The sequence below is a fragment of the Emergencia timonensis genome, from assembly GCF_900086585.1.
GTDB lineage: Bacteria > Bacillota > Clostridia > Peptostreptococcales > Anaerovoracaceae > Senimuribacter > Senimuribacter timonensis.
In genome coordinates this window covers 1,088,430-1,103,650 of sequence record NZ_FLKM01000008.1, presented here as the reverse complement: position 1 = coordinate 1,103,650, position 15,221 = coordinate 1,088,430, and the positions used below count along the sequence as shown (strand labels likewise).

At 44.3% G+C, this 15,221-nt stretch carries 12 protein-coding genes; 1 reads left to right on the top strand and 11 read right to left on the bottom strand.

The features are described from left to right. Positions 1-3: 3 nt before the first annotated feature. The 4 genes from BN6539_RS06500 to BN6539_RS06485 form a co-directional block, all read right to left on the bottom strand. Complete coding sequence (locus tag BN6539_RS06500) at positions 4-1,203, bottom strand: YkvI family membrane protein (RefSeq protein WP_067535417.1); 1,200 nt, start codon at positions 1,201-1,203, stop codon at positions 4-6. 359 nt (positions 1,204-1,562) lie between these two features. Then, entirely contained in the window at positions 1,563-2,255 is a 693-nt protein-coding gene (locus tag BN6539_RS06495) for a DUF554 domain-containing protein (RefSeq protein ID WP_067535414.1), read from the bottom strand. Between the two features lie 234 nt (positions 2,256-2,489). Then, positions 2,490-3,218, bottom strand: a complete 729-nt coding sequence (locus BN6539_RS06490) for a gamma-glutamyl-gamma-aminobutyrate hydrolase family protein (RefSeq protein ID WP_067535410.1) — start codon at positions 3,216-3,218, stop codon at positions 2,490-2,492. A gap of 67 nt (positions 3,219-3,285) precedes the next feature. Beyond that, the gene (locus BN6539_RS06485; protein WP_067535407.1) at positions 3,286-4,938 is read right to left on the bottom strand and encodes a sigma-54 interaction domain-containing protein; all 1,653 of its coding nucleotides are present in this window, start codon (positions 4,936-4,938) and stop codon (positions 3,286-3,288) included. A gap of 258 nt (positions 4,939-5,196) precedes the next feature. On the opposite strand from BN6539_RS06485, the gene BN6539_RS06480 reads away from it, so the two are divergent. Then, on the top strand, positions 5,197-5,559 hold the full coding sequence (locus tag BN6539_RS06480) for a transposase (RefSeq protein ID WP_067535404.1): 363 nt from the start codon (positions 5,197-5,199) through the stop codon (positions 5,557-5,559). A gap of 96 nt (positions 5,560-5,655) precedes the next feature. Here the strand turns inward: BN6539_RS06480 and BN6539_RS06475 are convergent, their stop codons facing one another. The 7 genes from BN6539_RS06475 to BN6539_RS06445 form a co-directional block, all read right to left on the bottom strand. Further along, positions 5,656-6,798 (bottom strand): acyl-CoA dehydrogenase family protein, encoded by a 1,143-nt coding sequence (locus BN6539_RS06475; protein ID WP_067535401.1) that lies wholly within the window; start codon positions 6,796-6,798, stop codon positions 5,656-5,658. Positions 6,799-6,808: 10 nt separating this feature from the next. After that, a complete protein-coding gene (locus BN6539_RS06470; protein WP_067535398.1) occupies positions 6,809-7,729 on the bottom strand; it encodes a DMT family transporter in 921 nt (306 codons plus the stop codon). A gap of 56 nt (positions 7,730-7,785) precedes the next feature. After that, positions 7,786-8,793 (bottom strand): proline racemase family protein, encoded by a 1,008-nt coding sequence (locus BN6539_RS06465; protein ID WP_067535395.1) that lies wholly within the window; start codon positions 8,791-8,793, stop codon positions 7,786-7,788. A gap of 34 nt (positions 8,794-8,827) precedes the next feature. After that, on the bottom strand, positions 8,828-9,571 hold the full coding sequence (locus tag BN6539_RS06460; RefSeq protein ID WP_067535393.1) for an SDR family NAD(P)-dependent oxidoreductase: 744 nt from the start codon (positions 9,569-9,571) through the stop codon (positions 8,828-8,830). A gap of 257 nt (positions 9,572-9,828) precedes the next feature. Then, positions 9,829-12,183, bottom strand: coding sequence for a glycyl radical protein (locus BN6539_RS06455; protein ID WP_067535390.1), 2,355 nt, complete (start codon positions 12,181-12,183; stop codon positions 9,829-9,831). Between the two features lie 45 nt (positions 12,184-12,228). Next, positions 12,229-13,158 (bottom strand): glycyl-radical enzyme activating protein, encoded by a 930-nt coding sequence (locus tag BN6539_RS06450; protein ID WP_082907385.1) that lies wholly within the window; start codon positions 13,156-13,158, stop codon positions 12,229-12,231. Positions 13,159-13,348: 190 nt separating this feature from the next. Next, positions 13,349-15,202, bottom strand: coding sequence for a sigma-54 interaction domain-containing protein (locus tag BN6539_RS06445; protein WP_067535386.1), 1,854 nt, complete (start codon positions 15,200-15,202; stop codon positions 13,349-13,351). Positions 15,203-15,221 lie beyond the last annotated feature (19 nt).

Here is a 15,221-nt window from a genome sequence, read left to right as displayed (position 1 = left end):
CCTTTATGACTCTTTTTTGCGGGTCTTTGATTTTGCAATTGCGCCTATGGTCATATAGACTGCGATAATTAAACCCAGCAGGCCGGATGCCGGTGAAATCCAGTTGACCAAGGTGCTGAACGGGATAAAAGCGCCACCCAGGATGCCGATGATCATCAAACCGCCGACGATCAGTCTCTGCTTGGTCGTTTTATCTTTTGCAAATCTCCTTCCAATTGTCCAGGAATAGCCTGTAATTGTTGTGAAGATGCCTGCAACGACGACTAGCGCAAATACCGGCTGTAACACAGGCAGCGTATTGTCGATGACCGCAAGAAGAGGAATCTGTGCTTTGACCTCAACGATATGGTCGATATTGGCTAATACGGCGCCGGTGATCATGTATAAGCCTAAGGTGAACAGGATGGCTGAAAAGAGGGCTGCCATGTTGCTTTCTTTATAGCTGTGGAACCGCTTGCCCTGGGCTACGATAAAGGCGTATCCCGTTACGATAAAGGTGCCAAAATACCATGCCCCTGACAGAAGCGGATTTTTAATCCCGAATACACTGGCGATATAGACATCGCTGTTGTCCACATATTGGCTGATTCTCTCTGCTCCATCTGTAATTTCACCAGGCCCCTGGGCCACGAAACAGTAGACACCGATCAATACGACAAATCCGATGATAATCAGTCCCACACAGCTGAGTACATTTGTGACACTTTCAAGGCCGAACCAGATGACGGCGTAGGCGATGATACCCAGCCCAATAGCGCCAATCCACTGGGGAATTCCTAAGTACTGTTCTAAGGTCGCGCCGCATCCTGCAAACATGGATAAACTGAACAGTCCAGTGATGATAATCGTTAAAACGTCTGCCACTCTGGCCGCTCCTTTAAATCCGCAGAAGTAATCGTAGGCATCGGCGGGCGCGTCTATTTCTGGAATATCCCAGGAGTTATATCCGATTTTGGACCAGAAGAACCATAAGCAGGCGAATACGATGAGAGGAATGAAAATCGGCCATATGCCGCCATATGCGGCAAAATACTGCAGCGCCTCTTGACCTGAGGCAAATCCCGAACCTATGAAGTAGGCGCAAAATGCAGCGGCTACACTGATTGTTGTTGAAAACCTGAAATTCTTCATATTAGAAATCGCATATTGATAATTGAGACGAAAAAAGCTGATGCAGCGTGCCTCTGCTGTCAAAATTATCATGTAATATGCCTTCCTCCTTTCTTTGTACAAACTATTTGTATTATCTTAACAACGTTGTCTTACATCATATTATAGTTTAATTGTATGATTTGTCAAGTGCGCTCGTTAATTTTTCTAATTTTTTTAATTATTGCAAAAACAAGCGTTCAACTTTCTGCCAAACCTTTGACAGCATGAATCAGAGCAGGAAGAGGATTTCTTTTAGAGTAAACAAATAGCGCGCTTATCTTACAAAGATTAGCACGCCGTTTTCTGTTTTAAGTGAATAGAAAAAAGGTCTCTTTTCATCCATCAAAGAGACCTTTTGCTTTATTTATTCTTTTAGGCAGCAACTCTAGTGTATAGACTGACCAACATCCCTACAGGGCGGAAACCCAGGACATCAGCCATACGATGACAGGGGCGGCGATGATTGCCGGAATATAGTTTGCGATTTTGATGTCGGTCACTCCCATCATATTGGTTCCGAGAGGAATGGTGAGAAGCGCCCCAACGCAGGAAAACGCACCGATCATTTCGTCAGACAGCAGTGGGGACAATACGCCAGAGAACAAGGCCAGCGCCCCTTGATATGCAAATATCACGGCAGCCGAAAACATGACGCCGATGCCAAGGGTCGAGGCGAGCATCATGGTTACGCATAAATCTATGATCGCCTTCGTGTACAGCATGGTGTTATTTCCAAGCCCGGCATTAAGAGAAGCCATAATGGTATAGGCTCCCGTGCAGGATAGAATAGTGCATGTGACGAACCCCTTGGCAAAGGTGCTGCCCTCTTCTTTGACAAACTTTTTCTCCAGCCTGAGAGCAAGAGCATTGATTCTTGCGTCAATATCAATAGCCGTGCCAATGAGGGTGCCGATGATGACGGAAAATAACAGTAAGATGGTTCCCACCTCTCCTGTCAAACCAGTGATACCCATATAAACCACGCAAAGCCCGATGCCGATCATGATCGCATCGGAGATTTTTTTGCTTATTCCCTTTTTCAGCAGTAAGCCGATGAAACTGCCCGCAATGATTGAAACAGCATCTACTAATAATCCAGCCAAAATGTTCTCCTTCTATCTTTCAGTGTCGTTGACTTCTCTATAAAGCAGTGTACCATCGAAATATCTATATGTAAAATTAATAGTTCTTATTTACTGATAAAGATTTCTAAAATTAAAAAGCTAAGACGCTCATTTCTGCAAACCGGGTCAACAGAGGTCATCATAAAAATATATGGTTCACCCCTCAGATGAAGGTCCTTATCGATCTGATGAAAAAACACCTGGGCGGAATCGTTATAACTCCAGAAAACGCCGGAGGATCTTCTTTGCATCGGCAGCATGAGCTGGATTTTTCAGCAAAATCTCCGGATGCCACTGCAGGCCGACGATGGGCAGGCTCTCGTGGACGGCCGCCTCGATGATACAGTCAGAAGGAGTCTCTGTAATGGCGCCTTCCTGGCAGAGGCGGAGAAAATGAACCTGCTCTTCCTCCGTGACTTGCGGGCTGAACCAAACTTGGGCGATTTGCAGACAAGGGGGTATTGCTCTGACGGCCTGATAATGGATGGAATTTGTACAAAGGCGCTCCCCGTACAAATTGTAAAGCAAGGTGTCCGGAACACAGGCGGTATCGTGATACTTCTCCTGAATATGCTCTCCCTTGTGGTGATCCTTGTGATGCAATTCCTGATACAGGCTGCCGCCGAAGAAGACATTGATCATCTGAAAGCCGCGGCATATGCCCAGGACGGGTTTTGCCGCAGCTGCGGCTTTCTGCAGGATTTCTGTCTGACAAGCATCCAGGTGGTCGTCCAAGATATCGCAGCCCACGTTTTCTTCTCCCCAGAGCCTGGCGTTGATGCCTGTCCAGCTGCCCGGCAGCAATACTGCATCGCATTTGTCAAAATCCGCAGGATTATAAGAGATAAAGGCTTTTGCGCCTAATTCCGCAATTGCTTCAGCGCACCCTTGCGAGAAATGATACTGATCTTGTTCTCCCGCAATCATAATTGTTCTTTCCATTGGTGTATCTCCTTCCTTTTCAGTTTGTATTCTATTATATCTTCCCTTCTTTTTCAATAGCCAATGCCTATCCCATATATTTTTCCATCATCCTGTAGAAGGTGGCACGCGACATCCCAAGTAGTGCCGCCGCCTCTTGTTTATTTCCATCGGTGATTTCCAGTGCCTCCTTCAACAGATTGGCGTTGGCCTTCTCGATTTCTCTGCGGCATTTTTCCAATCTATTCTCTGGCGTTTCCGGTGCATCAGCCTTAAAGCGATAAGGCTTTGACAAAATAGATGCTTCAATGTCTTTATCGTTAATCACATTGCGTTTGGAAAGCAGGGCCACGCGCTGTATCACGTTCCGGAGTTCCCGCACATTTCCCGGCCAGTTATATTCGGTCAAAGTCTTTTTTGCACTATAATCAAGCAGCTTTGCCAATCTGCCGTTGGACTGCGCCACCTGTTTCAGAAAGATTTCCGCCAGGGGGACGATATCATCCTCTCGTTCTCGTAGCGGCGGAATGACCAGGTTGAGGACCTGCAATCTGTAATAGAGATCTTTTCGAAACAATCCTTCCTCGACCATTCTCTCCAGGTCGCGGTTGGTCGCCGCTATGACGCGCACGTCGACTTCGATTTCCCTGGTGTCGCCGATTCTGGTAATCTTACCGGTTTCAAGGACGCGCAGCAATTTTGACTGGAAGTAGAAAGGCATCTCTCCGATTTCGTCCAAAAAGAGCGTCCCGCCGTCTGCCAGCTCAAACTTGCCCAGCTGTCCGTTCTTTGACGCCCCCGTAAATGCGCTGCCCACACAGCCGAACAGTTCGCTTTCAAAAAGATTCTCTGAGAAGTTGGTGCAGTTGAGAGCGATAAAGGCTTCCTGGCCCCTGTTGCTGTAATTGTGGATCGCCTGGGCGAATAGCTCTTTTCCCACGCCGCTCTCGCCGACGATCAGAACACTGTTTCGTCCTGCCGTTGCAAACTCACTTGCAATGGCGATGCTCTGCCGTATTCCCTCGCTCTCGCCGATAATCGAATCAAAAGTGTACTCCGCAGCATGGCCGATGATTTTGTTCATCTTATTCAGGTTCAATTTATTCAGGTACAAAAACTCCCGCAAGCCGAACATCTTGTATTTATTTGATGTACTCTTCATAGCGTGAATCGACGTACCGCTGTTTTTCATGAGGTCGTTGACGTGGACCCCGACAGCAGCTTCTCGGTCACGGATGTTCATCACATTGCAGTAGGCAGAATTTCCATAGCGGAAAATCGCATCCCGGTCGTAAATGCACAGAGGATTATCCATGAAATCCAAAGCTCTGAGCAAAAAGTTTTTTTTGACGTTCTCCCTTTCATAGATTCCCATCAGACGAATCATATCATTGCTGAAGCCATCCAGAAATCCACTCTGACCCTCTGCAGCAGCCACTGCAAAGAGCAGATACCCTTTGACGCGATCAGACCAGTTCAGCATTTCCTTGAGGGCCAGCAAATCATCCGCCGACAGGCCTCTCCCATACCGCTGTACCTCCTGCGCAGGATAAAGACTGATTACCCTTCCTTCGTCTGTACACAGGAGCAGCAACTCCACACTCCCCTCATACCGTCCCATCAAAAAGTCGCAGACCTTTTCTGCCAAATGATCCTTTGTCGACTTCTTGTACCGCATCTCCTGCTTCTCTGTGTCATTGCTGTTTAATCGCTCCATTACAGAATCCAGCTTTGTTCTCATGATGTTTCCCACCTTTTCTTTTTAACCTATCGCATACTGAAAGCTTATTTGTTGTAACGGTCGTTGTCAATATCCAAAATATCCCTGATGCCGCACTGCCGTTTCTTATCAGTAACGCAAAAAATACACCAACATTTCCTAGCAATCTGCAAATCCGCCATTCCCTATCATTGACTCCTATGTCACCATTCCTCCAAGGCGCCTTCCGGAATGCCTCGGTATCGATGAAATCCACAACGCATACTATCTGCTGAAGAAATGGCACTGGCTTCTGATGAAGCGGCTGTCAGGATAAATGCTCTTATCGATAAGTTTAAGAAGGAAGAAATCAGACAGTTTGATGAATTCACAGCCATTCTCTGCACCTGGCGCAATGAAATCCCTAACTCCTTCATACGTCCTTACGGCGATAGAAACCTTTCTAATTCATTCACTGAAAACATCAACGGCAGGATAAAAACTTATCTGGCAGTATCCAACGGCATTAGCAGCTTTCAAAGATTCAGGAAGCGTGTTATCTTCGCTTTGTCCCCGGACATCTACTATGCGCTGACGCCGATGCTGGCAAGTGAAAAGAGAGACAGAAAAAAGCGTGGTTCTTACAACAAATCAAGAGATTAACCCAACCAAAAGGGAACATTTTCAGCTGTCATTTCAGCCTCAAATGCTCCCCTTTTTTATTCAGCACCCACACGATAATTTAGGTTGGCTATTTTGTTAACGGAACAGCTGCCCGCTGATTACCAGTTTCTGAATTTCATTTGTGCCTTCGTAAATCTGAGTAATCTTAGCGTCTCGCATCATTCTTTCAACATGGTATTCCTTCATGTATCCGTTTCCGCCAAGCAGCTGCACTGCTTCGGTTGTGACTTCCATTGCCACATTGGTACATGTCATCTTTGCCATGGCAGCAGGCACTGTATAAGGCTTTCCGTTGTCCTTCATCCACGCTGCTCTGTAAACCATCATTCTGGCAGATTCAATCTTTGTCTGGAGTTCAGCCATCTTAAATGCAAGGTACTGTTGCTTTGCAATAGGCTTTCCGAACTGGGCTCTTTCCATCATATAGCTGCGAGCAATCTCAAAAGCACCTTCCGCTATTCCAAGCCCCTGTGCAGCTACCCCGATTCTGCCTCCGTCTAAGGTTTTCATGGCCAGCTTAAAGCCTTCGCCTGGTCTTGCAATCATCTGTTCCTCTGGAACTTCAACGTTTTCAAGATGAAGCTCTGAAACAGGTGACGTACGGATGCCCATCTTGTTCTCGATCCTTCCTACACTAAATCCCGCTGTATCTTTCTCTACTACAAATGCGCACATTCCCTTAGTTCCTAAAGCAGGATCTGTCAGTGCATAGATTACAGTAAAATCCGCAAAGGGCCCGTTGGTGTTAAAGCATTTGGAACCGTTGATTATGTATTTGTCACCTTTCTTCACCGCAACAGTAGTCTGTCCTGCAGCATCAGATCCGGCACTGTGTTCAGTAAGACCGAAAGAACCGGCTTTTTCTCCGTAAGTGATGGGAGCAAGGAATTTCTTTTTGATATCATCTGATGCGGAGGAGTTCATAATGCTGCCTCCGTAAAGTGACGTGTTAACCGAATAGGAAATACCAAATGCGCCGTCAACCTTTGAAATCACTTCAACACTAAGGACGTAGTCCATGTAGCTGCCGCCGGTGCCGCCGTATTCTTCAGGGTAAGGTAGACCGTATGCGCCTGTTTTACCAAATTCCTTAAAAAGATCCATAGGAAAAACCGATGTTTCATCTCTTTCTATAATGCCCGGCAGAAGTTTGTTCTGCGCAAACTCACGGGCAGTCTTCTGAAGCAGTAATTGTTCTTGTGTTAATTCAAAATTCATAATATCCTCCTTATTTCTTATGTTCAGGTATATAATTAACGACTATAATCCCAACACACACCAGTAAAAGTGCTATAATATTGGTAATCTTAAACACATCTTCCCCTAATGTAATGGCCGAGAGCATCACTCCAAAAATAGGAATCGTGAGACCAAATACCGTAACCTTGCTTACCGGATTGTATTTGAGAAGGGTAGCCCACAAATAGAAAGAAACAGTAGTAAGCAGAGAAAGGTAAAAAAGCAGCAGAACGGCTTGACCGCTAAAGGTTTCTAATCTTCCTCCCATCAGCAAGCCAGCTATAATCAGCAGCGAAGAACCGAAAATAAGCTGATATGCCGAGAGTGCTCCCGGCGATTCCTTGTCCGAAAAAATTTTGAGAGTCACTGAGCCAACGCCGTAAGCGGCCGTACACACTACTATCAGACCTTCGCCAATAATGCTGAAATCTCCAAACAAATTGCCGTCTTTCATGTTTACAACGATGATTCCAATAAAGCCTATGGTACACCCCACTATTTTTCTCCCGTTTATTTTTTCTCCTTTTATCAGGAAATGGGCTGCAATGATAGAAAAGAAAGTATTAGCCCCATTGATAACGGAAGCCTTGGCTCCAGAAGTAAGGGACAACCCTATGTAAAAGAAAAAATACTGCAGAGCCGTCTGAATAAGCCCCTGAATGCAAATAGCCGGTATAGAACTTTTTTTAATAATTACAATTCGTTTTTCAATAATGCTGGCCAGAATTAACGTCATTATACCTGCCACCATAAATCTGCATCCGGCATATAAAACTTTGCTGCCCGCTGTTTCTATATTCATCAAAGCAAACCCTATTTTTATAGCCGGAAAAGCACTTCCCCACAATGCGCAGGTGAAAAGTGCAAGGACAGCTACAACTACAGGTCTTGTAAAAAAATTATTCTTCATATTTTAATTGTATCCATTATCTCTTTGCCAGTGAATGCAGATAATGTCACCTCCGATTAAATTAAAAGGAATCCTTCAGGGAACGGATCTTTGGGATCCAGAATCCACGTGGCAAAACCACAGATAGCAGCGTTTCCAGATACAATGGGTTTGATCGCCTGGACACCGTTCACATCACATACTTCAGCAACCGTACATTCAAATAAAGAACCTATGATGCTTTCGTGTACAAAGCTTTCCCCCACGCCTAACTTTCCTTCTGCATATAACAGCGCCGCTTTCGCCGATGTTCCGGTTCCGCATGGTGAGCGGTCTACTACCTTTGGAAGTGCGATAACGCAATTCTGAATGTCTGCTTTTTCATTCTTTGGCGGTCCATAGAATTCCACATGGGTTACTTTGTTTACAAAATCCAACTCTGGATGCTTGATTGTCAGCTGTTCATTACAGCGTGCACCAATGATATTAGCCGCCGTGATAAAGGCGTCTGCATTGCAGGGTTCCATTGGAATCCCAACTGACTCTGCCGGCAAAATGGCATATACATTGCCGCCCCACGAAATATCCAGCTTCAGATCTCCATACTCCTCAGTCTTAACTACCACATCACGAAGTAAAGGCATAGCAGGCGCATTTAGGAAGGAAACCTTTGTAACGCTTCCATCCTTGACCTCTGCCGTAACTTCCACGACACCGGCAGGCGTGTCAATTTTGATTGTTGTAATCGGCTCTTTTGCTTCAATAAGACCGCCTTCTATTAAGGCTACCGTTGCACCAATGGTGTCGTGTCCGCACATTGGAAGCCAATCGCTTGCTTCAAAATAAATGATACCAATGTCACACCCCGGAGTGCATGGCTCTGTAAATATTGTTGCAGACATATCGGAGTTTCCTCTCGGTTCCCAGCAGACAAAAGTTCTGAAAGAATCATAATTTTCCTTCAGATACAGAAACTTTTCCCCCATTGTCTTTCCAGGTATTGGAGGAAGTCCGCTTACAACGTTTCGAGTGCACATGCCCAGTGTATGTGTCTCAATAGTTCTGATTGTTTTCTTTGCTCTCATGTTTTTACCTCTTTGCTTAAAATACCCTTGTTCTTTAGAAATAGCATCCTCCATTGATATGAAGAACCTGTCCTGTAAGCTGCAGACTCATATCTGACGAAAGATACAGGCATGCATTTGCAATATCAATTGGCTCGCCTATTCTTCTCAATGCAGCTCCATCCAGATACACGTCTCTTCTTTCAACAATTCTGTCGTGTACAAGGGCGGTATCTGTAATTCCCGGTGCAATCATATTGCATCTGATATTTTGGGGACCAAGTTCCAGTGCGACAGTGCGATACATTCCTACAACACCAGCTTTAGCCATGGAATATGGCGCATAGTTAATGCAGCCCGTAAATGCGTCTGAAGATGTAATCGCCACCATAGATCCCCCGCCTTGTTCAATCAGATAAGGAGCCACCGCTTTTGTCACGTACCATACTCCCAGCATGTTTACGTCAATGGCACGTTTCAAAACAGCTTCGTCACCCTCCAAAAATGGAGTCGGCTCAAACAAGCCTGCACAGCAAACCAGACCATCCAGCTTGCCTAAATGTCCCACACTTTTTTTAACAAAGTCTTCAACCTGCTCCTTATTGGCAACATCAGCAAGACCGTAATAAACCTTTCTTCCCAGTTTCTCTACTTCCTCCGCAACCCTCTCAAGGGCGGTTTGGTTTTTTCCTGTCAGAAGCGCCAAATCAGCGCCTTCCTTTGCAAAGAGCAGCGCAGTTTCTCTGCCGATTCCGGTAGCTGCTCCAGTAATTAATATTGCTTTATTCTCAAGTAACATATTAAATCCTCCTATAAACTTCCTTCCTGCTTTGTGGCAATTTCAAATAAGCTCACTTTTTTTGAACGGTCGGCTATGTCCGCTGCTATAATTTGTATTATAGCGGACAGCACATTTGCCGCAGCGATAATGATTCCTATAAATGCATTTGAATAACCATGTGCTTGAAGAAAAACAGAGCCATAACCGATAAGAAAACATCATACCTGCGTGTGCACACAAATGAACTCACGCAGATATGATGAAGATTGATTGTTTTACAGCCCTGTCTGAATAGTTCTTTCGATGATGTTATTCTGAACCTCTTCACTTAAATCTACGAAATAAGCCGAGTATCCTGCAACACGAACCAGGATATTTCTGTAGCTGTCCGGATCTTTTTGTGCGGCTCTCAATGTTTCATCATCAAATACGTTAATCTGAATGTGATATCCGTTCTGATTGAAGTGAGCACGGAATACAGTTTCGATGATGTCAAGTCCCTTTTCACCGGCAACAACTGCAGGGTCAAATCTCTGATTTAACAGAAGTCCGCTCTGCGGAACGAGTTCGTCACAACAAGCCAATGAGTTCACAACTGCAGTTGGACCGTGTGTATCCATACCTACAGACGGCGATACATTATCAGCAAGGGGCGTGAAAGCTAGTCTGCCATTTGGAGTTGCTCCAACCCATTTACCCATTTCTACATTGTACGCCTGTGTTGCAACCAATACTGTGAACGGTCCGCCTTGTGCGTCGTGATATTGTTTCATACAAGTATCCAATGTATCTATTACCCAGTATGAATATTCGTCCACTTCTTCAATATCGTTACCGAACTTTGGAGCCTTGTTGAGCAGCATCTGCCTCTTCTCTTCTGCACCTTCAAAGTTTGTGTCGAGGAGATGAATCAGTTCATCCATGGACATGGCTTTATCTCTGAATACACACTTGTCTATGGCTTCCAGAGAGTCTACCATATCTGCAAATCCAGCCATTGCTATCGCAGAGTAGTGATGATCCGATCCCTTATTTTGAAGAAGTTTACCCTTTTCCAAACATCCCACCGAGAAACAGGATCCGAGAACTGTAGGGAAGGTATATGCATGTGCGGCAAGTGTTCTGTTATACATGGATACGAAACGTTCCATAAAGAATTCCAGTTGTTCCGTAAATGCTGCCTTTACATCCTCTATGTCGGTCCAGTCTCTCGGATCGCCGGTCTTCGGACCTATCTGCATGTTGATCTCAGGGCTGAAACCATTATGCAGTGTCAGATCTAAAATTTTGATTGGGTTGAAATATCCCGGATTACTTTGGAAGTCTGTCTTTCCAAGTACGTGGGGCTCGATACATCCACAAATACCCCAGTTACGTGCTTCCTTCAACGTGAATCCTAAGCTCAGAAGATATGTAATCGCAGTGGTATCATTGTAGAATGCCGGATGTCCACCGTTATCTCTTGCAACTTCAATTGCAAGACGGAAAGTTTCTTCATCGATATTCGGATGATAACGGAAAGTAATGCAAGGCTCGTCTGTCTGCAGATCTCTCATTGCTCTTAAGAAAATCCTTGTAACTTCATTACATGCATCCTTGCCGTTTTCCTTTACTCCACCTAAGATGATGTGCATCCAGAGCGGGTTACCGGGATCAGCTACGGATTCCTTGTAACAACGTGCATTCCACATTTCTGCTACTTTCAGCTTCAGTTCATGAATGACGTCCTGGAAATACTGCTCAGAATGATCATCCTTTTCCTTCTGCCAGAATGCATACATATATTGGTCAAATCTGCCAAGGCAGTGATCACCGCCAGCTGCCTCCAGAGATTGAGCAAGGTGGTTAATCCATACAAACTGTGCTGCTTCCAGGAAGGTACGAGGCGGATTTTCCGGAACATATCTGCAGTTGTCTGCCATTATAAGCAGTTCTGCCTTTCTCTTTTCATCCGTGCACGCTGCTGCCTGCTTTTCAGCTAAATCCGCATACCTGTGTGAGAATGCGATAACTGCTTCCATAACGATTATCATGGATTCCCAGGCAATTCTCTTTTCAAAATCAGCCACATCATTGACGCTAAGCTCTTCAAGATTCTTTTTGCACTGATCAATGTAGTAGCGATATCCCCTCTTGATTAGATGATCATAATCAGGAGAATGATTCATGGTTGACTGCTGTGAAATACCATGGGTCATAAGTCCCAGTTCCAGCATAGGTCTCATATTGTCGTCTAAAAGACTGTCCATAAAATCGCCGGTTGTCTGATCCTTCCAAATCTCAACGATATCTCTGAGCTCTTTTTTCTCTTCTTCACTTCTGAATTGGAAATGGTCGGAAGGTCTCTTATCTAAGGTGTCAAAGTCGTCGCGAAGCCACTTTGTTGACTCTGGGAACATAACAACCGATTCCCACTGACCTCCCTGATGTCCTGCCAACCAGGAATCTTCATCAATAAAGATTTCTCTCTCCTGCAGGTAGTGGCGGAATGCCTTAGCCCTTCTTAAAATGTAATTGTCCATAGATGGATGACTGTAATACTCTGTAAACAGTCTTGCTCTGTTAAGATCAATGGTGGGCTGCGTGTTTCTCACCTTATTACTTAATCTTTGAATTCTTTCCGATAACATTTTTTACTCCTTTCGCTTCCTTTATATGGTGTTATCTCATATCCATTACAAGACAACTTCCCTTGCATTTTTCTTTGTGTAGAAACATTCTTTTCCACACGGTTTTAATACTTTATTGGCAATTTTGACCCGCTCTCTGATAAACTCATCTTCGGGAGGGTTAACTTCTTCTAATTCGTACTTCCTTCCAAGGGCTTTATACTTGGATTCACCTAAATTGTGATAGGGCAAAAGTTCATATTCCTTTACACTGCTCAGATCCTTGATGAATTCTGCTATGGCCTGAATATTTTCCACTGCGTCATTGCTGCCCGGAACTACAGGAGTACGGATTGTGATTGGAACACCGAAGGAATTAATCTTTTTCAGGTTATCCAATATTACTTCGTTTGTCACACCAGTAAGTTCCCTGTGTTTTTCCCCATCCATCATCTTAAGATCGAAGAAGATATGGTCAATGTAAGGAATTGCCCCCTTAAATTTTTCGTAATCACCATATCCACATGTCTCAATTGTAGTACCGATTCGATTGGCCCTGCACTTTTGGGCAAGTTCTGTCAGAAGCTCCGGCTGAGTAAGAGGTTCCCCTCCGGAAAAGGTCGCTCCACCACCTTTGAGGTGATAGAAATGCCGGTCTTTGTTGACTTCCTTAAACAATTCCTCTGCCGTCTTATCTTCTCCGCAAACTTCCTTTGCTAACGCATAACAAACCTCAGTACACTTAAAACACTTTCTGCATTTTTCACGATCGATTAGCAGGCCTTCCTCTGCGGGGTAAATAGCACTTGAAGGACAAACCCTAACGCAGTTCCCGTCTCCGACACATTTTCGCGGATGCTCCATTATTTCCGGAGTGTATAACTGTGATTCCGGATTGGCGCACCACTTGCATCTAAGGGGACATCCCTTGAAGAATACGATGGTTCTCAGCCCAACTCCGTCATGTATAGAACACTTTTGAACGTTGAATATCAATTTTCTTTCTCCTCACAATTTTCATGATTTATTTTCCATAATAAATGATACGCAACACTCATGCCAACTTCGTCATTTTCGCATAAGTCGGATTTTCAGCTTGGATTCATATCTGTGCCGCATGAATTTTCTCAACTTAATAGGATATATGTATAATTTTTTTACAGTTTCAAGGTTATGTGCGATAATTTTACACATCCCAGCTTTCTCTGTTAAGAATATTGTATAAGGTTTTGCGGGATATCATCAATAGCTCCGCTGCCCTTTTCTTATTTCCTTCGGTATGCTCCAGAGTTTTTCGTATTAGAATCTCCATAAGAGTTTGCTGGGTCTCGTGAATTCTCTTTGACAGCCTTGTGTCATCATCATCCCCAATCTCTTGTACAATTGAATTAAGATACTCCTGATATACCTTATAAAATAATTCTGCAGTATTTTCTGCCCCTTCGGGCACGTCCTCCATTATTGGCTCCAATGCCAACTGGCTTGGGTCAATGCATCTCCTGAGAGTTTCTTCTGAAATAGTATCACTTCCCGCTAGAATACTGGCACGATTTAGAACATTACGCAGCTCACGCACATTTCCAGGCCAGGCATGGGCTTCCAGAACTTTTTTGGAAGCTTCGCTCAATTTTTTTGCACCTGAAGAAGCGGGATCTTTTCCCTGTGCCAAAAGCGCTTCAGCAAGCAGTAAAAGGTCCTCCTTTCTGTTGCGAAGCGGAGGAATATCGACATTTAATACGCCAAGGCGGAAGTAAAGATCATCACGGAAGAAGCCATCCTTTACCATCTGCCTTAAGTCCCTGTTTGTTGCAGCTACTATACGTACATCTACTGGCAGGCTCTGATTGCTGCCGATTCTGGTAACAGTCATAGTCTCAAGAACACGAAGCAGTTTTGACTGGAAATGATAAGGCAGCTCACCAATTTCATCCAGAAAAAGCGTGCCGTGATTTGCAAGTTCGAACTTACCAATATTTCCATTTTTTGATGCACCGGTAAACGCCCCGGCAACATATCCAAACAATTCGCTTTCAATGAGATTCTCAGGAAAGTTGGCACAGTTGATGGCAATGAAAGGTCCTTTTCTCCTCGGACTGTAATTATGAATTGACTGGGCAAAAAGTTCTTTTCCAACTCCGCTTTCACCTGTAATCAGCACGCTAAAGGAAGACTTTGCATATTCCTTTGCTACGTGAATCTGTTGCTGCATCTTCCTACTGGATCCAATGATATCATCAAAGGTGTAGTCTGCAGACAAGCCTACAATTTTACGAGCAGTCTTTACGTCCTGCTGTCTGGAACGCGTAATTTCCACAAGACCCTTTACTCTCCCATTTTCATCTTTAATGGGATACATATCATTTGACACTAATCTGGACGGCTCCCCGCTCTTGGTGAACTCCAGCCGGATTTCCCAGTCAAGAGCCTCCTTGCCTTCAGCGAGGACATCAAACATCTTAAATCGCCCAGAGGACGTTTTTTCAAAACTTCTAAAGTTTAGCCCGAATTCTTCTGTAATGTCGGTGATCTTCATCCCAATTGGTTTTTCTTTAACCCTTATGTGGAAATCATCATAAAACCTTCTATTGGCGAAAAGAAGTCTTGCTTCCTCATCGTAAACTGAAATTGCATTACCTACTACATCGAGAGATTTCAAAATCTTTGCATTCTGCTGCCCATTTGTAGCAATTGAGGCCAGTGCTCCCGACATAAGAGATTGTATCTCTGCAGCTGCAGGATTATTAGGTTCTGACAGTAATAAAAACTCTTCGCTGCACTTAAATTCTGTCAGTTCAGGACATATTTTCTTACGTTCTTCCGGAAGAATAAAACGACCTGAAAGGGTTTCATCTTCTACCCCATTGTGCAAAAAAGACAATACTCTTCCGCCTGTTGTGGTAAGCACCATCAGAGGAAGACTATGTTTAGTCTGCTTTACAAAAACTTTGAAAAGATCATATGCCAATTGATTCTGTCCGCATATTAATATTGGAGTGCTTTGCAAAACGGCTTCTTTGAATTTTAATGCTATCTTCGTCATAGTACCTCCTTTAATACAC